We start from the raw sequence: 26863 nt of genomic DNA, 5'->3' as shown, positions 1-26863 counted from the left end.
TTGCGGGAGGAGGCGGAGAGGGAATCCACCGGGCCGGCGAGCTGAGCTGGTTCGCGTCCCTGGTTCATGGCAGTCACGAGAGGTTCGCGCGGGTTCGTCACCATTGCGGCGATCCTCGTCGGGCAGATCGATCTCGTGCGCGCGAGGAGCAGCGGAAAGAATCCGCCGGGCCGGCGAGCCGAGCAGCGTCGCCGGCTCGGGGCAATCGACAGAGGGCCGAAGTTCGCTTCGCCCGTGTCGACGGGCGCATCGGCTCACCGGCGCGCGGCCTGCCACGATTCGACCTCGGCGCGCTCGGCGGCGAAGCGCTCGCCGGCGGCGGCGTATGCATCGAGGGCGCGGCGGGCCGCGTCGGCGGCGGCCGGGTCGCGCGATTGCTGGCGGGCCTGCGCCTCGACGAAGTGGAGCGCGGCGAACTCGTGGGGGAGGCCGTGGGTCTGCTGGCGGATCTCGCGGGCGCGGGTGAGCAGCGGGAGCGCCTCGTCGGGCTTGTGTTCGCCGACGGCGGCGCGGGCGAGGCCGGCGAGGGCGGTCGCGGCGGCGATGTCCTGCGGGCCGTAGGTGGCCTCGGCGATCTCGAGCGCGCGCTGGAAGTGGGCGCGGGCGTCGGCGTATTCGCGGCGGGCCAGGGCGACCTCGCCGAGGGCGCAGAGCGGCTGGATCTGGCCCGGCTGGGCGGGCCCTTGCACGCGGGCGTGCAGGGCCAGGGCGCGGCCGGCCAGCGATTCGGCGTCGTCCCAGCGGCGCTCGAGCGCGGCGAGCTCGGCCAGGCCGGCGAGCGGCTCGGTGACCTCGAAGTCGTCGGCGCCGAGGGCCTTCTCGGTGACCGCGAGGGCGCGCTCGTAATAATCATGGGCGGCCGCGAGGTCGCGCCGGGCCATGGCGACGCTGCCGAGGTTGACCAGCGGGAACGACACGCGCGGGTGCTCGGCGCCGATGCTGCGCTCGTAGATGGCGAGCGCGCGCAGGAGCCGCTCGTGGGCGCCGGGCAGGTCGCCGCGCTGCTGCGCGGTCATGCCGAGGTTGTTGAGGGTGTCGGCGACCGCGAGGTTCTCGGGGCCGAGCTGCTGCTCGTAAATGTCGAGGGAGCGGTGATAGATGCGCTCGGCCGCGGTCAGGTCGCCCTGGGCCAGGTAGACGCCGCCGAGGTTGTGGGCGACGGTGGCGACATTGAGGCTCTCGGGGCCCTCGTCGGCCTCGGCGAGGGCCAGCGCGCGCTCGAGGTGCTCGCGGGCCTCGGGGTACTTGCCCCATCGCTCGAGCAGGCCGCCGAGGCCGGTGTGGCGGGTGATCTGCAGCAGCGGCCGCGCGCCGAGCCGCTCGAGCAGCATGACTGCGTGGCGGTCCCACAGCATCGCGTCGTCGTAGCGGGCCTGCTCGACGCCGCAGATGAAGGTGAGCGCGAGGGCGGCCTCGGCCTGGACCTCGTCGTGCTTGACGGTGCCGGCCATGAAGTAGGCGTCGAGCATGGCCTGCTCGGCGCCCGCGGCGTCGCCGGCGTACTCGAGCAATTGGGCGTGGCGCGCCAGCACCTCGGCGTGCAGCGGGCGGTAGCCGATGTCGACGGCCTCGCGCAGGAGCTCGTCGGCCAGCGCGCGCGTGGCCTCGTACTGGCCGAGGTTGCCGCGCACGCGCACGCGCGCCAGCTTCTCGCGCAGCTCGGCGACCCGGGCCGCCTGGGCCGGATCGTCGGGCGGCGGCAGGGTGGCCAGCAGCGCCTCGGCGTCGGCGCAGCGGTCGAGCCGCCCGAGGCTCACGGTCGCCTGCACCGCGCGATCGAGCATCGCGGCGTCGGCGGTCGTCAGGCTCTGCACGAGCACGTCGACCTCGCTGCGGCGCAGGTTCAGGCACTCCATGCGGCGGTCGAGCAGGAGCGGCGATTGTTCGCCGCGAATGTGGGTAGCCTCGCACGCCTCGGTGTGCATGGCGATCCACGCGGCGGCGTAGGCGTCGAGCCGCGATTCGACGCGCCGGGCGACGTCGTCGGCGCCGGCGGCCCCGGTGGCGCGCAGGGCCTGGCGGAGCTCGGCCTTGCGGGCGTCGTCCCAGATCCCGCTGAGCCTGGCGGCGGCGTCCTTGCACAGATCGATCGGGGCGGGGCCGCGCGGGGTGAGGCCGTAGCCGACGCCGGCCGCGAGCGCGGCGAGGCCGACGCCGGCGAACCACTGGCGGGCCCGCTTGCCGGGCTCGCGCGTGAGCTCCTCGAGCAGCGCCGCCATCGACGGCCAGCGATCTTCCGGGCGGGCCGACAGGCCGCGCAGCAAGATCCGCCGCAGGCGCGGCGGGACCCTGGCGCCGCGCGGCGGCTCGCTGCGCTGCAGGGCCTCGATCTGCGCCAGCAGGTCGTCGGCGGTGCGCGCCTTGAAGGGCCGCGCGCCGTACAGGCCCTCGTAGAGCACGACGCAGAAGCTGAACTGATCGCTGTCGACGCCGATCGGCTGCAGCGCGAATTGTTCGGGGGACATGTACGGCGGCGTGCCGACCAGAGTGCCGGCCTCCGTCAATTGTTCGCCGAGCGAGCCGGTGCTATGCGTCACCGGGGCGAACAGGCGCGGGTCGGCGGCGTTCGCCGCGGCGTCGCCGGCCTCGACGGCGCGGGCCAGGCCGAAGTCGAGGACGCGGACGAAGCCGTCCTCGGCGACCATGACGTTGTCGGGTTTGAAGTCGCGGTGCACGAGGCCGGCCGCGTGGGCGACGGCGAGGCCTCGCCCGGCCTGCAGGAGCACCGCCAGGACCTCGCGCCACGGGTGCGGGCCGCGGCGCAGCCAGGCGCGCAGGGTCTCGCCCTGGACGTACTCCATGACGATGTAGACGCGGCCCTCGAACTCGCCGACCTCGTAGACGCGGGCGATGTTGGGGTGGGCGAGCTTGGCCATCGCCTGGGCCTCGCGCTGCAGGCGGGCGCGGCCGAGGCTGTCGCCCTGCGACGGGCGCATCAGCTTGATCGCGACCTTGCGATCGAGCTCGTCGTCGAAGGCGGAGAGGACCACGCCCATGCCGCCCTGGCCGACCTGGCGCAGGACCGTGAAGTGGCGGATCCGCGTCGGCGCGGCCGGCTCCTCCTCCACGCGGGGGTGCGAGCGCGTGCGGCCGGGCTCCGCCTGCACGACCGGCGGGACTTCGCGCGGGTTCGTGTCGGCGACGGCCGCGTCGACGTCGGGGACCTGAGGCGGGGGCTCCGTCACCGGGGCCCAGCATACCAATGGCGGGCCCGGAGCGCAGATGCGTGAAACCGCGCGCCGCCCGGCGCCGGGCCTCCGCTGGTGCAGAAGGCGCGGCCCGGGCGAAATCGCGGGACCGTAGCGACCTATGATCAGTAGATCAGTGGATTAGTGTCTCAGGGGCTCGGCGGCTCAGTGGCGAATGATCATTGCTTGTAGCGCTCGAGCATCCACGAGTAGATGTCGTGGCCGGCCGAGAGGTCGTAGGTCATCGACCACGAGTCGTGGCCGACGCCGGGGTAGATGACCATCTCGACGTCGGGCTTGGGGTCGCACATCTGCAGGCCCTCGACCGCTTGATGGTGCCCGGACTGCTCGGGTTGCTCGGCTCGCTCGTTTCGTCGCGGTCATCGCCGCCGCATGAGCACTGCGCGGTGCGTGTACGTTGGATAATCGCCGTACCGGTGATCCCGCACCCACCGGTCGCCGTCTTTGGCATAGAGGATTGGAAATACCTGAAGCTCACGGGTGGTCCCATCGAACTCGGCGAACTGCGCGGTATTCTCGTGGGACTCCCCCTGGAAGAGCGCCCCAGCGCGCAACTCGCATAGATTGCCGAAAGTGCTGATCGTCCGACGAAACTCGCCGCGATGGACGTGGCCGCCGAGAAGCAGGTCCACGTTGGCTCCGACCAGGTTGTTGAAGCGCAGGAGATCCGGCTGGCACAGCCAATCGGGCGGGTGATGCATGAGGGCCAGGCTGAGATCAGCAAACTCACGTCGGCGAACTCGGCCCTCCGAGCGATCAGACCGAGCAGCAGCTTACCTTGGTCGTCGTCGAGGCCACCGCAGAGAAGCGGATCGAGCAAGTGGATCAGAAGTTTGACACCTCGCACCTCCATCCGTTGCGGTTGCGGAAAACCGTGCGCAGTTCGCCGCAGCCGTTCGGGCACGGAGGCGAAATAGGTCTCGACGTGTCGATCGAAGGCATTGAGGCGCTCGCGGTAGAGACGATGCCAGCGCTCGTCTTGAAGAGCCTGCTGAATCTCTTCGTCGTTCTGAAAGTCCCGCTTAAGGTATCGAGTGTCCGGACGATGCACGTCATGGTTGCCGGGGACGAGGAACAGGTGGCGTCGCTCCAGGCCGAGGATCTTCAGGAGCTCGTCGAGGAGCGGCACAGCGCGGACGTACTCCTCGGTCTTCCCCGCATGCGCAAGATCGCCGGTGAAGAAGACGAGGTCCGGCGACGGACCGAGCCGTTGCTCCGGATCGCGCTGAATATCCTCTTTCAGCGTCTTGAGGAATGAGCGGAGGACGTAGTCTTCGCCCGGCTTGCTGTTGCGGCCCAAGTGGAGATCCGAAATGTGCAGCCAGCGGACCACTCGACGTCCGGACACCACGAGGTGGTGAGTCTGCGGTAACTCTGCCACGAGCGCTCGTAGCCGGTCTTCCTCCTGCAGACGCCGGTTCGCACTCCAGGGGGCGTTCCACTTCGAGTGGAGCATGGTGGCGCGGGCGCTGGAGACGAGTTCCAACCGGTCTCCCTGGTGGGCGAGCCAGTCGGCTGCGAAACCCGCCTGGCGCAACACGGCGATCAGCATCTCGGCCGTGAGCTCGTCGAGCGGATCACCGCCGGCCGCCGGGCCCCACCAAACGCGGGCGACCCGGTGAGCGGAGACGGCGTCAGCGTACCCCGCTCCCACGACCAGACCGTCGATGTCGGTGGCAGGTACGCTCGCCCGGATCCAGTGCCGTAACGCTTCATCAAACTCCCACCAGCGGGAGTAGCTCGCATCGACCGGTACCCTCGCGGCTCGTAGTTCGCGCCAGCGGACAAGTGCGAGCGAGCGCATCAGCGGGCTCGAGAAGCGAAACACCCCATCGATGTTCTCGACGTGCCCGAGTCGCTGGAGCCGCTTCACATGGTTGTCCAGCGGGGTAATAAGCCCGTTCGGCGCGAACAACAATTCGAATATAGCGCCGGCCTCGCGCTCCATTTCCATCGCCAGGATCGCGTCCGACTCACGCTCCGGCTCGAGCCATTCGGCGATGGACCGCAAGTACTCGCGGACCCTGACGCGGTCGGCCGCGATCGCCTGGTCGACCGTCTCCCTCGTGACGACCGGCTGGCGGCTTGCATGGCGGGCAACCAGACGCCCGAGTTCGGCGGTCAACCAGCGCCACCCGCCGCCGAGCTGCGCGAGGTAGGCCGCGACCTCGTCGCTGGGGACGACGCCGTTCTGGAGTAGCTCTGTTCGGGCCAGGAACTGCCGCTCCGACGCCGGCAGCGGCCCGAGTACGACGAAGTTGGGGACCACGCCGAACAGGCGTGACCCGGTCAGCGGATCGACCTCCCGAATCAAAAAGCGTGACAACAGCAACATCTGCAGCTTTCGTTGCTCGACCAAGCCCCGTAGCAACTCCCAGGTGGCGGTGTCCAAGCGGGACATCAAGCACTCGAAGTGGTCGATGATCAGCAGCGGGGGCCGTGCGCCGCGTTGCAGCGCGACCAGCAGGCGAACGAGCTTGTCCTCGGGCTCTTCGGCGTCCCCGCCGTTTGATTCGGAAGCGAGTAGATATCCTGCGAGAAGTATCAATACCTCCACGCAACGCCGGCTGGTGGCCCGGCGAGCCGCGTCACCATCGTCTTGCGGCGCCGGAAGCCCCTGAGCGTCGAGTCGGATCACGATCGGTGCGTGCGCGCCGAGCGGATCGAACGCGGCGCGTAGAAGCTCGTCGGCCATCGATGACAGGCCCGAACGCCGCTCTCCCACGAGAGTCAGTGAACGGGCGTTCTCGTCGGCGAGGTGCTCACCCCACTTGCTGTTGTCTGCGTTCGTGCGAGGAGAAGTCATGGGACAATCCGATCAGGCCTCTGGAGCCGGCTGGTCGCCGAAGGGACGGAACTGCTGGAACCACAACCGGTACAGACCGACCCGGATGTAGTGATGTGCCCCGCGGTCACTGGCGACGATTTTGTTGCGCTCGAGTCGACTCAGCGTCAAGAACGCCGTCTCCTGATAACGCCTCGGCCAGGAACGAATCCGCCCGTGCAGGTCGCACTGCGAACGATCCCGGGTGTCCAGCGCAATCGTAGCAAGCAACCGGCCCTCGATCTCGCGCGCGTCGCCGCCGGAGAACGGCGCGCCGGGATTGAAGTCGGTAAGGCTCTCGAACCGAGTCGAAAAATCGTCGTGCCGGAGGAAGTCCTGTGCCGCCAACTTCACCGCGATCTCGGTGACGAGCATCCCGCGGCTCTCAACGGAGTTCAGGAGCTTGACGATGCTGTCGCAGATGTACTGGATGAAGAATGGGTTGCCAGCGGTCAGGTCGAGGAGCCGATTCACAGCACCCGGTGTGTAGCGGGACTTACCGCGGTATGCCTCAAATTCGGCCGACAGATCGATGGGGAGCCGAACCGGGTCTTCGATCAGATTTCGGGCCGCGATGTCGTCAAGGTATCCGACCTGCACGGTCTGCAGGCTGGCGAACTGGTTGCCGAACCCCCTTCCGGCGATCAGCTCGTCCATGCTGTCAACGCCGCACAGAATCCCCGAGAGAAGGCGCCGCTCGATCAGCGTCTTCCAGAAGGCGAGGAAGTCCGCGAGGGTGTGCTCGTCGAACATCGTCGCCACATTCTGGAATTCGTCGACCAAAAATACGAGGTGCCCGACGGGACGCACAGATTCCTCGAGCCAACGCAGGAACTGGTGCGTCACCAAGAGCTCTGGATCTCTGCGGAAGGCAGGAATATCGAGGCCCGCGGACCGTGCAGAGGCCTGGATGCTGACCGCCCAACTGGCGAGTAGGCGCTGCAGCGAAACGTTATGCGTGCCCGCCATCTTAATGTCGAAGCGCTCGGTGACGAACAGCCGCTGATCTCGGCGGTTCAGGAGCCTGCGACGGACCGCCTCCATGATCGAGGATTTCCCGATGCGCCGCGGACCGACGATTCGGAAGAACGTGCAGCGTTCCCCATCGGACACGCCCTCGGTCAGCATCGTGACCTCCTGCTCGCGTCCCTTCAGCATGAAGTCGGAGGCGACTGGCGGCCCGGGGTGATAAGGGCTCTTCCACGGTTGATAGGGGATTGGCCGCAGGGGGATCTCGAGCTCGATCTCCGACCGGTGCTCGTATCCGTCGAGCCGGAATGTAACCGTAGCGACCGACGTGAGGCTCGCTGGTGTCTGCTGATCCTTACGTTTCTGGAGCTGCCACCGCTGCGACTTGCGCGCGCCTCCGTCGAGGCCGCCGCTCTCGCGGAAGACGCAGCGGAGGCTCCAGTCGGAGATCACAAGCTCGAGCTGGACGTCCTGCGCCGCGCGGCGCTGGACGGCGTTGGTAATCAGCAGATCGATCTCGAAGTGTTCGTTTCTCTCGCGCGTATCTTCGATCGTCACGTCCACGGCCGGAGCTACGGTCGGCTTCCACTCCTGGAAGTGGGCCCCGAGCGCGGCACGGAGCCGATCGAGTAGCGGGAGGAGGACCCGCCGCCCGAACCGGGTCGGGTGAGCGAGGAGTTCTTTCCGGGCGGAGTCGATGCTGCTGTCCGCGGTGTCGTAGAGGAGTTCCTTGTTCGAGGGAGACACCGGAGCGAGATAATTGGTGACGTTCGGCAAGGCCGAGGCACGCAAGATGCTGACGTGACCCTTCTCGCCGAAGTCCAGCGGGGTGTGCGGGAGGTCGGTATCGAAGCCGATCAACGGATCCGTGCCCTCGGCCCTGGTCAAGTTGTGAAGGTCGAAGCCTGAGGCTTCGAAGCGCTTGAACTGCTCTACAATGCGTTCCTGGTGAGAACTGACCAGGCTGACGCCGGTCGCCAGCGCGGTGTTGAAGTCGCTTCCGGTGTCATGGACACCCGGGATGTGGCGATTCATCGCGCCGACAAGCGCGCGCCGGATCGCGTCGTTGTCGAGGGCCTTGAGTACAGCGTTGTACGCGGCGGTCGAGAGGCCGGCGATGTGGACGATCGTCCAGCAGGTGATCCGCGCGCCGTCGGGCCCGCCCGGGCCTTCGCCGTCGAGGAGCTTCCGTAGCTCCTCCCAGCGCCACTTCTCTGTCCCGGCGGAAAATCGCTCGCCGGTCATCGTCCGAAGATAATCGCGAACCTTGGCGAGCGCGAGGGCCTCGGCGGGGTTGCGCTCGAGGACGAATGCGTAGTACTCGCGCGCGACCTCATTGCGACCCTGGGCGGCGGCGTCGTCCCCGAGGGATGCGGCGAGTCGTGTCTGGAGCAGCCGAAGATCAGGCAGTTGGTCCTGCGCCTCGTCGCTTTGGTGCCAGCTGCGGTTGTAGATCAGCCAGAGGGCGCTGGCCAGGTACTGCGAGCGAAACCCCTGCGTCGTCTGTTCTTTCTGTGACCGTCTATCGAGATCTTTGACGGTACGGTAGTCGAACTCATTGCGGGCGACTTGAGCTCGCTCGATGCCGACGATTTTCGTTCCGTTCTCCGTCAGGCGCTCGACATCGGGCTGTAGAAACGGGTCCAGCGCCAGTGTGACCTCGGGCATCTTGATCCCGGCCTCGACACCGATGGCGAGGTACTCGCGCTCGAGTTCCGACTCATAGGTAGCGGCCTCCGAAGCGCTTCCGGACCGTGCGTGGGCGACGGTCTCGTTCTGCGCCCGCTGGCGTGCGTTGATTGCGTTCTTGTGTGCTTTCTGGCGCTCAATCGCCCCGGGGGCGACATCGACGGCGAGCTTGAATTCCTCGGCGGCCTTAAGGTATTCGCCAGTGAGGAAATAGAGAGTTGCCAGCTGGTTATGGAATCGGAAGCGAGCCTGAACCTTGTCGCGGTAGGCTAGCATCACCTCGATGGCTTTCTGCCGCTCGCGCTTTTGGTTGTAGACGACGGCCAAGGCGTTGAGGGCCGGGTCGGCGCGCTCAGGCCAGACGCGGTTCTTGACTGCTTCCTGCAGGTAGCGCTGGTATAGCTCGATCGCACGGTCAAGCTGGCCGGCGACGGCGGCGTCCGAGGCCTGCTGCCACAACGGCGCCGGCGGACGCACGGGCTGAAACGAGCGCACCGGTCGTACCGGGGCGGGCGGACGCTTCCGCGGTGAGTCAGTTCGTGGGGTCTCGGCGTCGATCTGCCGGAACTGCTCCTGAAAAGTTTGGCGCCACTGGACTGACTCTGCGCGCGAGAGCGCCGTGCTCGCTAGGAACCTCGCCCGCTCAAAATCGAGCTCACGCCGGGCCTCCTGAATCATCCCCAGGTAGTGTCCGAGCGAGAAGCGTTCGCGGGTCGCACGCTCGTGATCATCGAACCCTTCCTGGAGGTAACGGATCTTGTCGAGTACCGTGCCCTCGATCGCCGCATCGTCCCGATATGCGCGTGTCGGGGCGTCCTGGCCATCGCGCACGAGTATTGGCAGGATCTGGCCGAAGCGGAACGAGTTGAGCTGCGCGACGTTCACCTCAGCGCCGGACTCGAGCATCTGGAGGACGAGGTAGGCCGAGAGCGGCTCCTCGATCTCGGGATCGGAGACTGACTCCTCGTCAATGAATGAGGCGATCTGACGGTACATACCGTAGCGACACGCGAGCATCAGGTAGTCCCGCTGTAGGCCGCTAGGCGGCCGCGCGTGCGCACGCAACAGACGAAGCATGGTGTCTGGAAGCCGCAGACGCCAGGCCAAGCCCACTGCGGCGCGCATGAGCTCCGGGACTGCCCCCAGCAGGTGTGGACGCCACTGTAACAGGGCGAGTGCCTGGACGAGGTCGCCCTGCTGCTCGGCGACGTACGCCGCACCCCATAGCGGTTCCACCGAAGAGGGTACCAGGACCGAGAACGACAGGAACTCGCGGATGACATCGCGGAAGTTGCGAGCGCTGAGGAGGTTAAGCGCACGACTCCAGTGGTGCTTCGCCGTGTCGCTGTGGAGCGTCGAGGGCGGAAGTTTCGGCACTGAACGATGGGCCAATGGTGGCACCGGGCTCGGCTCCCAAGCATGCCCGGCTACGAGTTCGGAGAAGGGAGTTGCCTTGTGCTTGAGGATCTCGAGTATCTCCCGGCTCACCGCGACTGGCAAATCATCGGAGGCTTGCGTTGAGGGCGGCAGGTCGGCTGCTGCGTTCGCACCGTGCGTGGCCGGACGAGGCATGGAGAGCTGCTGTTCGGCCGGGGCGGCCGGGACCCTCTGGGCGAGAGAAGGATCCTCTAACGGCTGTTCGCTCGGCTCGACCTGGACACGCGGGACGATAGGATAACTCGCATGGGGCTGTTCCACTCCGGTTGGGGGAGGTTGGAAGGGAAGAGGCGGTTTAACCTCGATCAAAGCCGTGGTACGAGGCGAAGGCGCTACCGACCCGCAAGTAGTGAGCTCGGCCCCCGCAGGCTCGACGGACGCGATCTGTGGCAGCGAAAAAAAGCTACCGTCCTCTAATTCGACGACGTCGTCCTCGAATGCGACAATTCGTACCGATGCGAGGGTACGCCCGGTATTGAGCGTGAGCTGCACATGTCGCCGAACATGAAGCGCGATACAGCGCCGCTTGATATCGGACACAGGCCATAGTACCGCCGGAGGTCCCCAAGGAAAAGGTCAACGGGAGTTGAATCTGATTTTAGTCTGCAGATGAGGAGTACGGGACGGAAGACAGGGTACTCCGAGGCCGCGTGGGCGACGGCCTGGGCCTCGCGCTGCAGGCGGGCGCGGCCGAGGCTGTCGCCCTGCGACGGGCGCATCAGCTTGATCGCGACCTTGCGATCGAGCTCGTCGTCGAAGGCGGAGAGGACCACGCCCATGCCGCCCTGGCCGACCTGGCGCAGGACCGTGAAGTGGCGGATCCGCGTCGGCGCGGCCGGCTCTTCCTCCACGCGGGGGTGCGAGCGCGTCCGGCCCGGCTCCGCCTGCACGACCGGCGGGGCTTCTCGCGGGTTCGTGTCGGCGACGGCCGCGTCGACGTCGGGGACCCGAGGCGGGGGCTCCGTCACCGGGGCCCAGCATACCAATGGCGGGCCCGGAGCGCAGATGCGTGAAACCGCGCGTCGCCCGTTGCCGGGCCTCCGCTGGTGCTGAAGGCGCGGCCCGGGCCGAAATCGCGGGGCAGTGCGGCCCCGCGACCAGGATCATAGGCTCGGCGGCTCAGCGGCGAATGATCATTGCTTGTAGCGCTCGAGCATCCACGAGTAGATGTCGTGGCCGGCCGAGAGGTCGTAGGTCATCGACCACGAGTCGTGGCCGACGCCGGGGTAGATGACCATCTCGACGTCGGGCTTGGGGTCGCACATCTGCAGGCCCTCGACCGGCTTGATGGTGCCGTTGACGTTGACGGTGCCGTCGTTGTCGCCGTGGAAGGCCCAGATCGGGACGCGGCCGAGCTCGCACTTGGCCTTGGCGAAGGCGCCCTGGCCGTCGCCGGCGATCGGGACCATCGCCGCGATCTGCTCGTCGAGGAAGTCGCCGAGGTAGCCCCACGAGCCGATCGCGCCGCAGCTGAGGCCGGTGAGGTAGACGCGGGCGGGGTTGATGTCGTAGTGCGTCATCGCGAATTCGATGAACGAGTGGACCTCGCCCGAGCCGGGGCAGCCGTCGCCCGGGTGCTGCGGCGAGAGCACGACGAACGGCAGCGAGGTGTCCCACTGATTGTTCTTCTGCAGCTTCGGCGGGCCGCCGGCCGGGACCTTGTCGAGCTCGCTGTCGCCGTTGCCGTTCTCGCCGATGCCGTGGAGGAACACCATCAGCGGGTACTTCTCGCCGCCGCCGTAGCCGGGCGGGGTGTACTCCCAGTAGCCCTGCGCGGCGTCGGACATGCCGAGCGGGACCTTCTTGAAGTGGGCCGACGAGGGCATGCCGTCGTCGGGGATCTCGGGGATGTCCTCGGGGCCAGGTTCGACCGGGCCGGTGGTGCCCGTGGTCTCCTCGGCGGTGGTGCTGCCGGTGGTGGTGCCGGGATCGGTGCTGGTGCCCGGCTCCTCCGTGGTGGCGGTCGGCCCGTCGGTGGTGGCGACCGTCGGGTCGCCGGGCGTCGTCGTCGGCTCGGCGGTGGTGGTGTCGGTGGTGGCCGGACTGCTCGGGTTGCTCGGCTCGCTCGTCTCGTCGGTGCTGGCGGTCGTGGCGGTGCCGTCGGTCGTGCCCGGCGCCGTCGTCCCATCGGTGCCGGTGCCCTCGGTGGTGGAGCTGCCGTTGTCGCCGCACGCGGGCGCGGCGAGGAGCGTCAGTGAGGGGAGTACGAACCACCAATTTCGCAGGGTCATGGCCATGGCAGCGGCCTTATCATTGCGCGGCAAATAGCGTCAAGGCGTCGATTCGCGCGTCTCGGGTGTATGCAGTGCGGCGGCCGCAGATGGGGCCTCGATGCGAGGAGAAGTGACCCCAATGGTCTGTCGATGACGCTCGTAATCGACGGTGTCCTCGCGCCAATCATCGGGGGACGCACGCTGGCGACTGAGTGCCTCTCCGAGCGAGGGACCGATCAATGCGGAGGGTCGGCGCGGGGCCCGGTCGGTTCCGCGCCGGCGTACGGGGGGCGCCGACTCGCATTCGCGGGCATACTCCTCCGACGTGCTCCCCGCCGCCCTCGCGTCGCTCCTCCTCGCCGAGCTGGGCTGGCTCGAGCTGCGCTGGCCCGAGGTGGCGGGGTGCCCCGCGGCCGCGGAGGTCGTCGCGGCGGCCGAGCGCCTGGCGGCGGTCGGGGACCGCCGTCCGGTCGTCGCCGAGGCCGCGATCGCGGTCGTCGACACCGGCTATTCGCTCGAGCTGTCGGTGCGGGCCGGCGACGAGGTCGAGCAGCGGCGGGTGCAGCACGCGAGCTGCGGGCCGCTGGCCGACGCGACCGCGGTGATCGTGGCGGTCGCGTCCGAGCCGGACGGCAGCGCGACGAGCCGGCCGGCGCGGGACGACGAGATCCCGCCGGGCCTGCGGCGGACGCCGGCGCCGGCCGTGCGAGCGCCGCCCGCGGTCGGTGGTTTCGTCGCGGCGGTCGGCGCCCTCGGCCCGCCGCGCCGGCCGGCGCCGGGGCTGCAGGCGGGGCTGGCGGTGGTGTGGCCGGGGGCGCGCCTGGAGTTTCGCTTTCATCACACCTTCGCGTCGCCGCTGCGGGTCGCGGAGGCGCCCGCGGCGGGCCTGGAGCTGCAGCTGTCGGCCGCGGCGATCCGCGGCTGCCCGCGGTGGTCGTGGGCGGCGTGGTCGCTGCATTTGTGCGGCGGCCTCGAGCTCGGGGCATTGACCGCGCGCGGGTTCGGCTTCACCACCCGCAATGTTCGTAGTACGGGATTGTGGGCAGCCGGGGTGGTCGGCACGGGCGCGCAGTGGCGGCGCCGGTGGTTCGCGCTCGGCGCCGACGTCGAGGCGGTGCTGGCGTTCACGCAGCGGGGCTACGCCGTCGCCGACGGGGCCGCGTTGCTGTACCGGGTGCCGCCCGTGGGGCTGCGCTTCGGCGCGTCGGTGGCGGTGTTTTTTTTCTGACGAAAGCCGCCGCCGCCGGAGATTGATCCCTGTAGCCATGCCCCCCTGCTCGCCCGACCGGATCGCCGCGTTCGCCGCGTTCTTCCGCGCCCACTACACCTTCGTGCACCAGAACTTGCGCCGGCTGGGGGTCCCCGCCGCGGCGGTCGAGGACGCGGCCCAGGAGGTGTTCCTGGTGGTCCTGCGCCGGGCCGACGCGCCGATCACGAACGTGCAGGGCTGGCTGTTCGGCATCGTCCGCCGGATCGCCTGGCGCTTCCGCCGCGGGGCGTCGCGGCGCGAGCGGCTGGTGCAGGCGTTGACCCACCAGCCGGCCCCGCGCGCGGCCGACGACGACGCGCAATTGCTGGAGCGCGAGGCGGCCGAATTGCTGGAGCGATTCCTGGCCCGGCTCGACGACGACAAGCGCGCGGTGTTCGTGCTCGCCGAGCTCGAGCAGCAGACCGCGGGCGAGATCGCCAGCGCGCTCGGGATCAAGGAGAACACGGTGTATTCGCGCCTGCGCGCGGCCCGACAGGAGTTCGACCGCAGCTGCGCCCGGCTCCGCCTGCGCGACCAGCGAGCGGTCGAGCGCGAGGCGCTGCTCGGCCGGGCCCGCCGCGCCCACGAGCCGTCGCCGGCGGCGCGCGAGCGGGTGCTGGCGGGATTGCTTGTACCTGGTATTTGGGCCATGTCCGGAGGGACAGCCGTTGCGGCGTCGGCGGGGGTGCCCGGCGGCGGCCTGATGGCGATGATCTCGGGGGTGGTGGGGGCGCAGCTGCCGGCGACGATCGGGGCGGTGCTGCTGGCGGTGCTCGGGGCCGGGGCCGCCCTGCTCGAGGCGGGCCGGGCCCGGGCGGATGCGGGGGCGCAGGTCGGCGTGGATGGCGAGGAGCAGGCGAGCGCCGGGCGGAGCAAGGCCAGGAAGCGGGGCGCGGCGGCGGTGCTCGCGAGTGCAGAAGCGCGGGAGGACGAGGCGGCTGTCGCGGACGCGGGAGCGGACGAGCAGGGCGAGGCCCTCGCGGGCGAGCAGCAGGGCGGCGCGGACGGTGTTGTCGCGGGTGCGGAAGCGCGGCAGGGCGGGGCCGAGGATGTGCTCGCGAGGCCGCAAGGCGGGGAGGTGGCGGTTCTTGCGGCCTGGTCGAGAGGCGGGCGGGAGCGGCAAGGCGGGGCGGAGGATGTCCTCGGGGACAGGTCAGGGGGCGCAGGCAGGCCGCAGAGCGAGAGCGAGGATGTCCTCGGGGACAGGTCGGGCGGCGCGGGCGGGCCGAATGGAGAGAGAGAGGATGTCCCCGGGGACAGGTCAGGAGGTGCGGGCGGGCCGCAGGGAGAGAGAGAGAATGTCTCCGGAGACAGGTCGGGAAGCGCGGGTGGGCCGAAGGGCGAGAGCGAGGATGTCCTCGGGGACAGGTGGGGAGGCGCGGCTCTGCGAGGCGGGGCGGCGGGCCGCGGCGCCGGGAGTCCGTCCGGCGGAGAAGAGGATGTCCGCGAGGACAGGTTGAGGGCGGGCGCCGCGGGCGCGCAGGGCAGGGCGGAGGAGGCCCGCTGGAGCAGGGGGGGGACGAGCCCGGCGGGCTTGCAGGGCGAGGATGTCCGCCCGGACGGGTCGCTGGCGGCCCCGGGACGCTCGGCGGTCGCGGTCGGTGCGGACGAGTCCGCGACCGGCCCGGGCGGCGGCGAGAGGGCGGCCGCGCGTTCCGCGGAGGCCGGGGTGAACAAGGGCGCGCGACTCGTGGCAGATGTCCGCAAGGACAGGTCGCCGGCGGGTGTGACTGCAGATTCCACCGGCGGCGGCGAGGGCGTGACGTCCCGCCGGGGCCCGAAGGGGCGAGCGTCGCGCGGCGAGCCCGATGGGACGAGCCCCGGCGAGGCGAGCGAGCGAGCGCCGCTGGGTCGAGGAGGTGTCCTGGACAGGTCACAGGCGGACGGGGCGACGCCGCCGGGGCAACTGGCCGGGGCCGCACCGTCGTCGTCGACGACGCCGACAGGCCCGGCGGACGGGACGACGCCGCCGGCGCAACCGGCTGCGGCCGCGCTGTCGTCGCCGACGACCCAGGCATCGGCGGACGGGCTCGCGCGCGAGGCCGGGCTCATCGGTGAGGCGCGTCGGGCGATCCGCCGGCGCGCGTGGGACCGGGCGATCGCGCTGCTCGCCACCCACGCGCAAGAGTTCCCCGAGGGGACGCTGCGCGACGAGCGGTGGCTGTCGCAGATCGTCGCGACATGTGCTTCGGGACAGATGGCAGCGGCCCGCGCGGAGATCGAGCGGCTCACCCCCGAGCGGCCCGCCCTGGCCCGCAAGGCCGCGTCGCTGTGCCCGGGCGAGAATTCGCCCGGGCCCGCCGCCGAGGACTGATGCGCGGCGCCGATAGATCCGCTCGTCGCTGGCGGTGGCGTCGAGACACCAATTCGTCGCTGCGGCGGCGTCGCTGTGCCCGGGCGAGGCTCGGCCGCAGCCGGCCGCCGGGGACGGACGCGCGGAGGAACCAGCTCGTGGCTGCGGCCGCGGGTCCGCGGTGCCAGGAGACGGGTCGAGCCCGAATGTCGTCGGTGGTTGTCGGCGTCGCTGCGTCCTCCGGCGAATCAGCCGCTCCTGCCTGCTCCCCTTCGCGGCCGGCGCGTCGCCCGGTTCATCGCGAGCCGGCGAATTTTCGCTGACGGAGGCGGGGGCCGGAGATTTACCAGGGTATGAACCACTGCATACGAATCTTCCCAATCTCGAGCTTGTTGTTCGGCGGCTGCGTCCTGACCCCCGAGGTCATCGGCGAGAGCCTCTCCACCGACGGTCCGGCGACGAATGTCAGCGCGTCGTCGGCGTGGAGCGATACGGACGGCAATGCTGCGACCAGCGCCACCAGCCTCGTGCCGACCGACGGCGGCGGGCCGGCCGAGGGCGAGTACGGGGCGCCGTGCGAGCTCGAGCTCGATCACTCGATCGAGGCCAGGGCCGTGTCGCTCCAGCCGGACTGCGATGGGGGCATCTGCCTGTTCCAGTGGGAGCAGCAGCCGCCGTGGTGCGCGGACGACAGCGATTGCGAGGGGCCGTGGTCGACCTGCAACGGGACGCGCTGCGTGCTCGATCAAGAATTCGTGGTGTCGGAGTCGTTCTGCACCAGCCCGTGCGACGGCCACGCCGATTGTCCGCCGATCCCCGGCTGCGGGACCGGTGCGGTGTGCGTGCCGCTGACCACGATCGGCGACCTGTGCTGCCAGAAGACGTGCGCCTGCGCCGACCTCGTGGACCTGGCCGAGACGGAGCAGATCGAGCAGGATTGCGCGCAGCCGGACGCCTGCGGCGCGTGAGGCTCAGGCGCGGCGCAGCTCGAGCCACAATTCGTCGACGACTGCTTCGGTCTGGCCGAACCAGTTCTCGGACACGAACAGCTTCTTGCGCGTCTCGGCCGACGGGTACAGCGCGGGGTCGGCGGCGTCGGCGACGAGGCCGCGCTGGAGGGCGGCGAGGTTCGGGGTGGCGAAGCGCAGCGCGTTGGCGTTGATCGCGGCGACCTCGGGGTCGAGCAAAAACTCGAGGAAGCGGACCGCGACGCCCGGCAGGGGCGCGGTGGCGGGGATCGCCAGATAGTCGATCCACAGCACCGCGCCCTCGTCGGGGATGACGTAGCGCAGGCTCGGCCGCTGCTTCTGGGCCCGGAACAGGTCGCCGCTGTCGATCTGGGCGATCCACGTCTCGCCGGACACGAGCGCCCGCGCGGGGTTGCTGTCGTAGGCGCGCAGGAGGTCCTTCTGGGCCCGCAGCAGCGGATAGACGCGCTCGCGGATGGCGGGCTTGTCGGTGCTGTTGATGTCCATGCCGGCGGCGAGCAGGGCCTGGTCGAAGACGTCGCCCTTGCTGTCGATGACGCTGAGCTTGCCGGCGTACTGCGGGTCGAACAGCGCCTTCCACGACTTCGGCGGGTCGACGCGGTCGCTGTCGTAGCCGATGCCGGTGGTGCCCCAAAGGTATGGGACGGCGTAGATCTGGTTGTCGGCGGCGATCCACGGGCCGAACTGCGGATCGAGGTTGGCGAGGCCGGGCAGCTTGTCGCGCGCGAGCGGGACCACCAGGGCTTGCTTGCGCATGCGCTCGAGCACGTAGTCGATCGGGAACACGACGTCGTAGGCGCCGCCGCTGGCGAGCTTGGCCACCAGCTCGGCCTCTGCGAGGTAGTAGTCCTGGGTGACGCGGACGCCGGTGGCGGCGGTGAAGCGCTCGAGGACCTCGGGCGCGAGGTAGTCGCCCCAGTTGTACAGCGCCAGGGTGGAGCCGCCCGAGCAGGCGGTGGCGCACGCGCCGGCGCCGAGCAAGCGGTGGAAGGTGCGGCGGCTGATGCCCTGCATCGCCGGCACCATGCCACAACCTCAGGCGGGCTGCCCGGCGAACCGCAGCACGCGCGCCGGGTCCCACGCGACCACGACGGCCTGCCCGGGCGCGCAGGCCGGGGCGCCGCCGATCCGCGACAGATGGACGCGGCCGCCGATCTCGACCTCGACCTCCCAGCGATCGCCGAGGCAGGCGACCGCGCCCACGGTGCCGGACGCGCGGGCCGGTTCGGAGGGCAGGGGGACCGAGAGGGACTCTTGGGACATGTCGCTCAAAACATGTCGATTCGGATAGGTTCCCAGGGACATGTCCTGAAGCGGCGGGCGATCGGGCGGGCAGAGCCGCAGGTGCTCGGGGCGCAGCCAGCCGTCGCCGCCCGGCTCCGGGGTGACCTCGCCGAGCAGGCGGGCGACGGCCAGCGACGGCGGGGCGGCGTACAGCTCGGCCGGGGCGCCGGAGGCGAGCAGCCGGCCGTCGCCGAACACGAGCAGGCGATCGGCGAGGGCGAGCGCCTCCTCGGGGTCGTGGGTGACGTGCAGGCAGCCGAGGCCGCGCCGGCGGGTGACGGCGCGCAGCAGGCGGCGCAGGCCGGCCCGCAGCGGGCGGTCGAGGGCGGCCAGCGGCTCGTCGAGCAGCAGCCAGCGCGGCTCGCCGGCCAGCGCGCGGGCGAGGGCCAGCCGCTGCTGCTCGCCGCCGGACATGGCGGCGGGCCTGCGTGTCTCGAAGGACATGTCCAATCCGACATCCGCGAGCAGGGCCCGCACGCGCGCGGTCAGCTCGGGGCCGCGGACGCCGAGCAGGCGCGGGGCGAAGGCGACGTTGTCGGCGGCGCCGAGGTGCGGGAACAGGGCGTAGTCCTGGAACAGGGTGTGGACGGGCCGGCGCTCGGCGGGCAAGTCGTCGAGCGGGCGGCCGTCGAGCAGGACGCTGCCGCGGTCCTGGCGCTCGAGGCCGGCGACGATCCGCAGGAGCGTGGTCTTGCCCGAGCCCGAGGCGCCCATCAGGCAGGTGTAGCCGCCCGCGGGGAGCTCGACGCCGACGTCCGCGAGCGCGAGGCGCCCGGCGTAGGACTTGGTCAGCGCGCGCAGCGAGAGCGTCATCGCCGGCGCAGGAGAGCAGCAAGCGCGGCCGCCAGCAAGGGGACGAGGCCGAGGCCGAGGGCCCAGCGCGGCACGGCGCCGAGGTCGCCGCCGCGGCCGAGGATCTCGAGGCCGACGGCGAGGGTGCTGCCGCCGGGCCCGGAGGTGAAGGCGGCGGCCCCGGCGTCGCCGATCGCCAGGGCGAAGGCCACCAGCGCCAGGGCGGCGCCGATCGGCCACGCCAGCGGCCACCACAGCCAGCGCGCCCGCGCGGCCGGACCGGCCCCGAGATCGCGGGCGGCGTCGGCCAGCCGCCCCGCGCCGGCGAAGGCCGCGGTGGCGCCGGCGTGGGCGATGGCGACCTGTCCCGGGAGCAATGTCACAAAGGTCAGGCCGCTGCCGGGGCCCCAGCCGAGCTGCTGCGCGGTCACCAGCCAGGCCGCGCCGTAGACCGCGGGCGGCAGCGCGAGCGGCAGCAGCAGCGCGGGGCTCCAGCGCGGCGGCGCGGCCAGGCCGGTGACGCAGCCGATGGCCGCCGCGAGCACGGCCGAGGCGCCGGCGCCGGCGAGGGTGGCCGGCAGCTGCCGCAGCAGGAGGGCATCTCCCTGTCCCAAAGGCCAGGTCACCGCCGGGACCACCAGGGCGGCGATCGGCGCGGCGCAGACGGCGAGGATCGCCAGGCCGGCGCGGGCGGGCGGCGGATCGCGGCCCTCGCGGCTGCGCCCGGCCGCGCGCAGCCCTCGCGCCAGCGCCCACGCGCTCGGCAGGGCGATCGCGGCGAAGATGGCGGCGATCGCCGCGGCCCGCCGCGGGTGGGCGTCGAGCAGCACCGCCTCGCGCAGCGCGAGCCCGAGGGTGTAGCGCTTGCCGCCGCCGGCGACCGCGGCGATCGTCGCGTCGCCCAGGGCCAGCAGGCCGATGCAGACCGCGGCGAGCAGGTACGCGGGGCGCAGGTGCGGCCACTCGACGACGACGAAGCGGCGCCACGGCCCGGCGCCGAGGTCGGCCGCGGCGTCGAGCCAGCTGCGCGGGCGGGTCCGCAGCCGCGCGCGCAGGAGCAGCGCGGCCAGCGGGACGTCGCCGGCGAGCCGGGCGAGCGCGACGGAACCTGTCCCCGGGGACATGCCGAGCGCGAGCGCCCCGATCGCGCGGGCGAGCGGCGCGATCATCACGAACAGCAACAGCCACGGCGCAGTGACTGCTCGCGCGAGCGGGTAGGCGAGCGCCAGCGCGAGCGCGGTGAGGCCGGCCGCGAGGAGGAGGCTGTCCGCAGTGATCGCCAGCAGCGCCGGCAGCATGACCGGCGCGCCCGACTCGGCCGCCGCGAGCACGAGCCCCGCCGCAGGAATGGCCAGCGCGGCGATCGCCCACACTGCGAGGCCGACGAGCCAGAGCGGAGGGTGCGGGCGCGGCACGGCGGCGAGAGTAGCGAAAATCGCCGCCGTGGTGAGAGTGCGGAACGCAGGCGGCACGCGCGCGGGGATGAGCGGTACTCTCGCGAGAGTTTTGGTGCAGCGAGTGCCGCGGGTGGTCGGGGGTGGCGGTCGATGTTCACAGCAACAGTCGCAGCACCGAGGCCGCGCGACCTTGCTGTCTCGAGACGTGGGGGGACGATCGAGGTTCAGGCAGAGCCGGGCCCCGGATCTCGGCGGAGCCGACAGTCTCCGCTTTCAAGAGAGCTCCCGGAGGACGGGGGCCGGGACGCCCTGGCACCGAGTTTGCGCAGGACGAGTCAATTGCCGCCTCGAAGGGTGCCGGCCGTCACGAAGTCCGAGCAACTGTCTGAGGGGACAGGGCGTCCCGGACACCGGCCCCGCGATCCTCGCCGCGTATCGATCGGGGGCCCGGGTCTGCCGTGCGGCGCTCGTCGGTGTGAAGCTGTCTCTCGGGACATGCCGACCTGGGCGGCCGGAAGACGGAAGGGCCGCGCGAGATGTCTCATCGGACAGGTCGCGTGGCGCCAAGTGGGCAGGTCTGATTGTCTCGGGACGTGAGCCTCTGCGCCAGGTTCGTCGAGGTGTGACGAGCGAGGTTCAGGCAGAGCCGGGCCCCGGATCTCGGCGGAGCCGACAGTCTCCGCTTTCAAGAGAGCTCCCGGAGGACGGGGGCCGGGACGCCCTGGCACCGAGTTTGCGCAGGACGAGGCAATCGCCGCCTCGAAGCGCGGCGGCCGTCACGAAGTCCGAGCAACTGTCTGAGGGGACAGGGCGTCCCGGACACCGGCCCCGCGACCCTCGCCGCGTTTCGATCCGGGGCCCGGATCTGCCGTGTCGCGCTCGTCGCGGTGAGCTTCGGTCGCGAGAAGGTGAACTGTCTCTCGGGACATACGGCTCTGCTCTGCCCGAGACGACCTCGTCGAGCAGGCGGGTGAAGGGTGCGAATTTGTCTCGAGACGTGGAGCCTCTGCGCCGGGTTCGTCGAGGTGTGACACTCGAGGTTCAGGCAGATCCGGGCCCCGGAGCTCGGCGGAGCCGACAGTCTCCGCTTTCAAGAGAGCTCCCGGAGGACGGGGGCCGGGACGCCCTGGCACCGAGTTTGCGCAGGACGAGGCAATCGCCGCCTCGAAGCACCCTACCCCTCACGAAGTCCGAGCAACTGTCTGAGGGGACAGGGCGTCCCGGACACCGGCCCCGCGACCCTCGCCGCGTATCGATCCGGGGCCCGGATCTGCCGTGCGACGCTCGTCGCGGTGAGCCTCGCTCGCAAGATTAACATGTCTCTTGGGACATGTTTATCCCGCGCGCAGATGTCTCATCGGACAGGTCATTCGCGAGCGTCGGCGTCGGCATCGGGGCATCGCGGACGTACGCCCGCGAGTGCGGGCCCCGGACCGGCGTGCGCGTCGCGACCGGGACAGCCGCGCCATGCGGCACGTCACCAGGGGCCTCGTGATCCGCCTGCAACCGGCGAAAATCCCTCGGGATCGCGGCCAGCGATCGACCCTTGCAAGGAGCCGGCGTCATGCTCAAGACCTCTCGCTTTCGTCGTCTGCTCGAGGCGACCGCGCTGATCGGCGCGTGTGCCCTTTCTGGTCTGCTCGCGCGTCCGGCCGAGGCCTGTGCGCCGCCCGACCCGGGCCTGGAGCGCTCGGTGCCGGAGGACGGCGACACCTATCCGGGCAACGCCGCCCTCCTGTTCGACGGGTTTGCGATCAGCCTCGGCGGGGTCACCGTCACCGTCGACGGCGAGCCTGCGGCGCTGGTGCCCGCGCCGTTCGACGACGTCGCGCCGGGCCTCGCCGTGCTCGTCGAGCCGACGCCGATGGAGGGCCAGACAGTGGTCGTGTCCGGGTCCTTCTGCGGGGACGAGTGCGAGCCGGTCACCATCACCTATACCGCAGGCCCGCACGACCTCAGCGCCCCGCAGCCGCTCGTCGACTCGACCTTCTTCGCCGTCTACGACCACTCGGACTTCGTCTCGAGCGGCGGCGATTGCATGAGCGACAGCGACCTGACCCTCTACGTCCACCTGACGCAGACGCACCCGGAGCCGGGCCAGCCGTCGCTGTTCACGATCGCCTGGGACCCCGACGGCGAGGGCGACCTCGGCTTCCGCAGGACCGTGCTCGTCGAGGCCGGCGCCGAGGTGGTCCCGCTGTCGCTCGTCACCGAGCAGCTCGGCGGCGCGGACCCGGTGAACGACGTCTGCCTCGAGGTGACCGCCTTCGACGCCGCCGGCAACGCGGCCGAGCCGTTCGAGCTGTGCCCCGCCTGCTTCGCCCGCGCCGACGGGCTCGGGCCCGACGTCGACACGCCCCCCGAGCCCGACTGGACCGAGGCCGACGGCGTGCCCGGCAGCCCGTGCGCGGGCGAGGTGCCGCAGACGACCGGCGAGGAGACCGGCAACGACACCGCGCCGACCACCGGCGGCAGCGACACCTCCGGCGACTCGACCGGCGACGGGAGCGAGGGGACCGGCGACAGCGGCGGCGCCACCGGCGGCGACGGCGGCGACCAGGGCTGCGCCTGCAGCAGCAACGGCGGCGATCCGGGCGACGCCGGCCGCTTCCTGCTGTTCGTGCTCGGTCTCGGGCTGGCGTTCATCAAGCGCCGCTCGTGACTGATGGGACATGTTCCATGGAGAATGTCTGAATGGACATGCTCTTCAGAACATGTCCGTTCATTGCAGGCAGAACTCGCGCAGCAGCTCGGCGAGCTCGAGCGGGCGCTCGGCCGGGATGTCGTGGCCGGCGCCTGGCAGCAGCTCGAGCCGGGCCCCCGGGATCGCGGCGGCCAGGGCGTACGAGCAGGCGACGTCGATCAGGCGGTCGGCGTCGCCGCTGACGACCAGGGTCGGGGCGGAGATCGTGCCCAGCTGCGCGCGGGTGTCGTGGCGCAAGACGGCGCCGAGCTGGCCGATCAGCGCGCGTCGGCGGGTCGGGAAGCGCTCGGCCAGCCGCTGCCACTCGCCGACGATCTCGGGGTGCTCGCGCAGGAACTCGGGCGACAGCACCAGCGGCGTGGTGCGCTCGAGCGCGCGCGCCTCGGGCAGCCACAGGCCGGACAGCAAGGTCAGGACCGTCGACAGCCTGGCGGGCGGGCCGTCCTTGCCGCTCGCGCGCGTGCAGCCGAGCACCAGCCGGCGCACACGCGGCGGGTGACGCAGGACCAGCTGCTGCGCGATCGCGCCGCCGAGCGAGATGCCGAACACCGCCGCGCGATCGATGCCGGCGTGGTCGAGCACGGCCGCGGCGTCGTCGGCCATCGTGGCCGTCGAGTAGATGCCGAACGGCTTGTCGCTGTGACCGACGCCGCGGTTGTCGATGGCGATCGTCTTGAAGCTGGCGCCGAGGTCGTCGAGGAGCGGGCCCCAGTGGCGGATCGTGCGGGTGAGGCCGCGCAGCAGCAAGAGCGGCGGGCCGTCGGCGCGGCCGCCGATTTCATAATAGATGTGGGTGTGGTGATTGCGGGCGAACATGGCGATCAGGGGTGGCCGTCGAACCAGGCCAGGACCTCTTCGGGGGACGGCGAGATCCACGCGTGTCCCTCGCCGGGCTCGGTGACCAGCCGCGTGTCGACGCCGGACTTCAGCAGCTCGTCGTAGTACGCCTCCGCGGTGACGAGCGGGACGGTCAGATCGATCTCGCCGTGGAGGAAGAGCGTCGGCGGGTGGCTGTCGTCGAGGTCGGGCACGCTGCACAGCGGGCCCGAGCAGGTCGCGTACGAGCCGGCAGCGATCGCCAGAGCGCGGAACTTGCCGGGGTACGAGACGGCCATCCGGCTGGTCATGTAGCCGCCGCTCGAGATGCCGGTGGCGAACAGACGCCCGGCGTCGAGCGGGCCGAAGGTGCCCTCCTCGATGCCGGCGAAGATCAGCAGCATCAGCGCGTGATCCTCCGACGACTCCCAGTTGAACGAGTACGGCGGGATGTTGGTGTCCCAGAAGGTGCCGCCGTCGAGCTTGGCCTCGGGGGTGATGACCGCGTAGCCGTGGTCGAGCAGGTGCTTGACCACGTGCGTCTGGTACCACGCGCCGAAGGGCAGGTCGTCGGTGGCGATCCAGGTCACCTCGGCGGTGAAGAACGAGCCCTGGAACATGAGCACCGCCGGCCAGCCGCCCGCGGGCGGCTCGCCCAGCGGGACCTGATAATGCACGTCGCGCTGCCACGGCCCGAGCTCGACGGTGATCTTCGGACAGGTGATGGTGGTGGCCGTCTCCTCGCAGCGCGAGCCCGGGACGGCGCCGGTGTCCTCGGTGGTGGCCGCGGTGGTGTCGCTGGTGGCGGTGGTGGTCGTGGTGGCGGTGGTCGTCGTGGCGTCGGTGGTGCTCGCGGCGGTCGTGCCGTCGTCGCTGGTGCTGCTCACGTCGGGCGCGGTCGTCGGCGCGTCAGGGCCGGTGGGCGCGATCGCGGTGGTGGTGTCGTCGGTCGACGAGCTGTCCCCGGAGACAGGTGACTCGGCCGTCGTCGAGCCGCCGGCGGTCCCGCAGGCGACGAGCGCGAGGGCGAGGGCACCAGACCACGACTGCCGCACGGAGAACGCCATGGAAGGAGGCTAGCATGGTCGGCGGAAACTGACAACAGGACGGGCTACAGAGGCTATACGTGGCAAGATTGAGTTATGCAAAAAAGGTGATTGTGCAATACAAAACAGGCCGACGCGGAGGGGGCGAGGATGAAGATCGCGGAGCTTTCACGGGTCAGCGGCACGCATCGCTCGACCATCCATCACGACCTCGACCTCGGTCTGCTCCCGCGCCCGAAAACTCCGGGTCCGCGGCTCCACGTCTTTCGGTGACGAGCACGTCGAGCGGCTGCGGGAGATCAAGGCGCCGCGGGCCCAGGGGCTCGGGCTCGGGGAGATCCGCCAGCGGCTTCAGACCCGCCTGCGGCCGCGGACGGCCCGCAAAGCGGCCGCGACGGCGCGGCCGACCGGCGGCGAGGTCGACGCTGAATCACCGGCCATTTCGCGGGGGCGAGCTCCCAGTCCTCGATGATTCGCGCGTACAGGCTGGCGATCATCATGATCATGTCGTTCGCCGCGCCGGGCGTGTCCTTCGTCGTCTCGTGCAGCTCCGCGACGTCTGCCCGCGTAATCGTTCGGTCGTCGCGGTCACCGAGCCGCGGGATCGTCGCGCTGCCGCCGGTGTTCACGACGCCGATCGGGGCAATCACAAGACCGAGCGGCGCGATCACGACGCCGATCGGGGCAATCACAAGACCGAGCGGCGCGATCACGATGCCGATCTACGCGATCGCGATGGACCGATCCGGGCGATCACGATGGGGCGTTTTCCGCATCCGGGCGAGCACCGCAAGCCCGCCGGCCTCCTCGACGCGAAGGATCATCCTGCGCGTCCCGCGAGTTCCTCGACGAGGCGCGCGGTGCACGAATCGCGGCCCAGGGCCCGGACCTGCGAGGCTCCAGGACTCGACATGGGGTGGCGCGGGGGTGCTGGCGGGCACCCGGGTCGTGCCCTCATAAAGAGGATCCGAACAGAAGCCTTGATCCTCCTGGCCGGGCTTGCTGTTCCCGCATCACCGCGCTCTCCTGAGCGCTGCGCTCGCCCTGTTCATTCGTGGCTCCGCCGGCACCTACGCCGCGAGGCCAATCTCACCCCCCGGCGTTCCCGACAAACCCCGGCCTCCTCCTCATATCTCCGATCGACGAGAACGCGCGGAACTTAATGCTTGATCGAGGCTTCTATCGAGAGATAGGGTGCCGCCCGTGGTGAGGCAGACGACTGTAGTGGGCGAGACCGATCGTGGCGTACGGATCATAACAATCAGACGGCCCGAAAAGCGAAACGCGCTCGACGCCGCGACCTGTGACGGGCTCTTGGCCGAATTCGAAGGTGCCGCCGACGACGGCGATATCAGGGTCTTGTTCCTGCAAAGCGAGGGTCCGTCGTTTTGCGCGGGGCTCGACCTCAAGGAGGCCGGCGCGTCGCAGACGACCCCCGCGCACGAGCGGCTCTTCTCCGCGTTCGCGTGGCTTTCCAAGCCCTTGATCACCGCGGTCCAGGGTCACGCCGTCGGCGGCGGCCTCGGACTCGCCGTCCTGGGAGATGTCATCTTCGCCGCCGACGACGCCCAGTTCGGGCTCCCGGAGGTCACGCGGAGGCTCTGGCCGTATCTCGTGTTCCCTGCGGTGTCGAGGCGAATCGGCGAAGCGCACGCGCTGGAGCTGGCGCTGGGCGGCGCCCTGATCGGCGCTCAGGAGGCGGAGCGGCGGAGGCTGGTGTCGCATGTCGTTCCAGCCGGGGCGTTGAGAGCTCTGGCGCTCGCGGCTGCACACGGGATGGCGCGGCACGACGCCGAGGTGCTCCAGCGAGGCCTCGAACATGTACGCGCACACACGCGCGCGGAGTGGACGGGCGCGGTCGCCCGGGCGGCGAGCGCCCGGGCCGAGCACCTCGGGAAGATGCTATGAATCACGAACGTTCCTACGGTTCCATCGTTCACAGCGACATGCCG

General features: G+C 70.6%; 16 protein-coding genes. 6 read left to right on the top strand and 10 right to left on the bottom strand.

Going from position 1 to position 26863, the window contains the following annotated elements; genetic code table 11:
* Window positions 1-254: 254 nt before the first annotated feature.
* The 5 genes from O0S08_RS32930 to O0S08_RS32910 all read right to left on the bottom strand — a co-directional run bounded on the left by O0S08_RS32930 (window position 255) and on the right by O0S08_RS32910 (window position 12365).
* On the bottom strand, window positions 255-3185 hold the full coding sequence (locus O0S08_RS32930; protein ID WP_269033370.1) for a serine/threonine-protein kinase: 2931 nt from the start codon (window positions 3183-3185) through the stop codon (window positions 255-257).
* Window positions 3186-3429: 244 nt separating this feature from the next.
* Complete coding sequence (locus O0S08_RS32925; protein WP_269033368.1) at window positions 3430-6015, bottom strand: metallophosphoesterase; 2586 nt, start codon at window positions 6013-6015, stop codon at window positions 3430-3432.
* 12 nt (window positions 6016-6027) lie between these two features.
* Window positions 6028-10263, bottom strand: a complete 4236-nt coding sequence (locus O0S08_RS32920) for an AAA family ATPase (protein ID WP_269033366.1) — start codon at window positions 10261-10263, stop codon at window positions 6028-6030.
* Window positions 10264-10541: 278 nt separating this feature from the next.
* On the bottom strand, window positions 10542-11096 hold the full coding sequence (locus tag O0S08_RS32915; protein ID WP_269033365.1) for a protein kinase family protein: 555 nt from the start codon (window positions 11094-11096) through the stop codon (window positions 10542-10544).
* 165 nt (window positions 11097-11261) lie between these two features.
* Entirely contained in the window at window positions 11262-12365 is a 1104-nt protein-coding gene (locus O0S08_RS32910; RefSeq protein ID WP_269033363.1) for a carboxylesterase family protein, read from the bottom strand.
* Window positions 12366-12666: 301 nt separating this feature from the next.
* Here O0S08_RS32910 and O0S08_RS32905 point away from each other — a divergent pair, with 301 nt between their 5' ends.
* The 3 genes from O0S08_RS32905 (at window position 12667) to O0S08_RS32895 (ending at window position 16851) form a co-directional block, all read left to right on the top strand.
* On the top strand, window positions 12667-13569 hold the full coding sequence (locus tag O0S08_RS32905; protein WP_269033362.1) for a hypothetical protein: 903 nt from the start codon (window positions 12667-12669) through the stop codon (window positions 13567-13569).
* A 37-nt stretch (window positions 13570-13606) separates the two neighbouring features.
* Window positions 13607-15904 carry a sigma-70 family RNA polymerase sigma factor gene (locus O0S08_RS32900; RefSeq protein ID WP_269033361.1) on the top strand — a complete coding sequence of 766 codons (2298 nt, stop codon included), beginning with the start codon at window positions 13607-13609 and terminating at the stop codon, window positions 15902-15904.
* A gap of 332 nt (window positions 15905-16236) precedes the next feature.
* Window positions 16237-16851, top strand: a complete 615-nt coding sequence (locus O0S08_RS32895) for a hypothetical protein (RefSeq protein WP_269033359.1) — start codon at window positions 16237-16239, stop codon at window positions 16849-16851.
* A gap of 3 nt (window positions 16852-16854) precedes the next feature.
* Here the strand turns inward: O0S08_RS32895 and O0S08_RS32890 are convergent, their stop codons facing one another.
* Genes O0S08_RS32890 through O0S08_RS32880 form a run of 3 tightly spaced genes read right to left on the bottom strand, consistent with a single transcriptional unit; the run spans window position 16855 to window position 20363 of the window.
* Complete coding sequence (locus O0S08_RS32890) at window positions 16855-17886, bottom strand: polyamine ABC transporter substrate-binding protein (protein WP_269033358.1); 1032 nt, start codon at window positions 17884-17886, stop codon at window positions 16855-16857.
* A 21-nt stretch (window positions 17887-17907) separates the two neighbouring features.
* A complete protein-coding gene (locus O0S08_RS32885; RefSeq protein ID WP_269033356.1) occupies window positions 17908-18969 on the bottom strand; it encodes an ABC transporter ATP-binding protein in 1062 nt (353 codons plus the stop codon).
* Window positions 18966-20363: a hypothetical protein gene (locus O0S08_RS32880; protein ID WP_269033355.1), complete on the bottom strand. Its 1398-nt coding sequence runs from the start codon at window positions 20361-20363 to the stop codon at window positions 18966-18968. The genes O0S08_RS32885 and O0S08_RS32880 overlap by 4 nt, the downstream gene beginning before the upstream one ends.
* Before the next feature lie 1546 nt (window positions 20364-21909).
* Between O0S08_RS32880 and O0S08_RS32875 the strand changes: the two genes are divergently transcribed.
* The gene (locus O0S08_RS32875; protein WP_269033354.1) at window positions 21910-23007 is read left to right on the top strand and encodes an MYXO-CTERM sorting domain-containing protein; all 1098 of its coding nucleotides are present in this window, start codon (window positions 21910-21912) and stop codon (window positions 23005-23007) included.
* A gap of 60 nt (window positions 23008-23067) precedes the next feature.
* Here O0S08_RS32875 and O0S08_RS32870 read toward each other — a convergent pair whose 3' ends face one another.
* Window positions 23068-23865, bottom strand: coding sequence for an alpha/beta fold hydrolase (locus tag O0S08_RS32870; RefSeq protein WP_269033353.1), 798 nt, complete (start codon window positions 23863-23865; stop codon window positions 23068-23070).
* Between the two features lie 5 nt (window positions 23866-23870).
* Window positions 23871-24932: an extracellular medium-chain-length polyhydroxyalkanoate depolymerase gene (locus O0S08_RS32865; protein WP_269033351.1), complete on the bottom strand. Its 1062-nt coding sequence runs from the start codon at window positions 24930-24932 to the stop codon at window positions 23871-23873.
* 166 nt (window positions 24933-25098) lie between these two features.
* Between O0S08_RS32865 and O0S08_RS51370 the strand changes: the two genes are divergently transcribed.
* Window positions 25099-25383: a MerR family transcriptional regulator gene (locus O0S08_RS51370; protein ID WP_371879563.1), complete on the top strand. Its 285-nt coding sequence runs from the start codon at window positions 25099-25101 to the stop codon at window positions 25381-25383.
* A gap of 731 nt (window positions 25384-26114) precedes the next feature.
* Complete coding sequence (locus O0S08_RS32855) at window positions 26115-26819, top strand: enoyl-CoA hydratase/isomerase family protein (RefSeq protein ID WP_269033349.1); 705 nt, start codon at window positions 26115-26117, stop codon at window positions 26817-26819.
* Window positions 26820-26863: the final 44 nt, after the last annotated feature.

Origin of the sequence: Nannocystis punicea (genome assembly GCF_026965555.1) — a bacterium.
GTDB classification, from domain to species: Bacteria; Myxococcota_A; Polyangia; order Nannocystales; family Nannocystaceae; genus Nannocystis; species Nannocystis punicea.
The sequence above is the reverse complement of the archived record's forward strand: the minus strand, read 5'-3'. Positions and strand labels throughout refer to the sequence as shown.

Coding starts and splice junctions, on each gene's coding strand:
- O0S08_RS32925 (WP_269033368.1), bottom strand. CDS start 6,015: ATGACTTCTCCTCGCACGAACGCAGACAACAGCAAGTGGGGTGAGCAC.
- O0S08_RS32920 (WP_269033366.1), bottom strand. CDS start 10,263: ATGCCTCGTCCGGCCACGCACGGTGCGAACGCAGCAGCCGACCTGCCG.
- O0S08_RS32910 (WP_269033363.1), bottom strand. CDS start 12,365: ATGGCCATGACCCTGCGAAATTGGTGGTTCGTACTCCCCTCACTGACG.
- O0S08_RS32900 (WP_269033361.1), top strand. CDS start 13,607: ATGCCCCCCTGCTCGCCCGACCGGATCGCCGCGTTCGCCGCGTTCTTC.
- O0S08_RS32895 (WP_269033359.1), top strand. CDS start 16,237: ATGAACCACTGCATACGAATCTTCCCAATCTCGAGCTTGTTGTTCGGC.
- O0S08_RS32890 (WP_269033358.1), bottom strand. CDS start 17,886: ATGCAGGGCATCAGCCGCCGCACCTTCCACCGCTTGCTCGGCGCCGGC.
- O0S08_RS32885 (WP_269033356.1), bottom strand. CDS start 18,969: ATGACGCTCTCGCTGCGCGCGCTGACCAAGTCCTACGCCGGGCGCCTC.
- O0S08_RS32875 (WP_269033354.1), top strand. CDS start 21,910: ATGCTCAAGACCTCTCGCTTTCGTCGTCTGCTCGAGGCGACCGCGCTG.
- O0S08_RS32870 (WP_269033353.1), bottom strand. CDS start 23,865: ATGTTCGCCCGCAATCACCACACCCACATCTATTATGAAATCGGCGGC.
- O0S08_RS32865 (WP_269033351.1), bottom strand. CDS start 24,932: ATGGCGTTCTCCGTGCGGCAGTCGTGGTCTGGTGCCCTCGCCCTCGCG.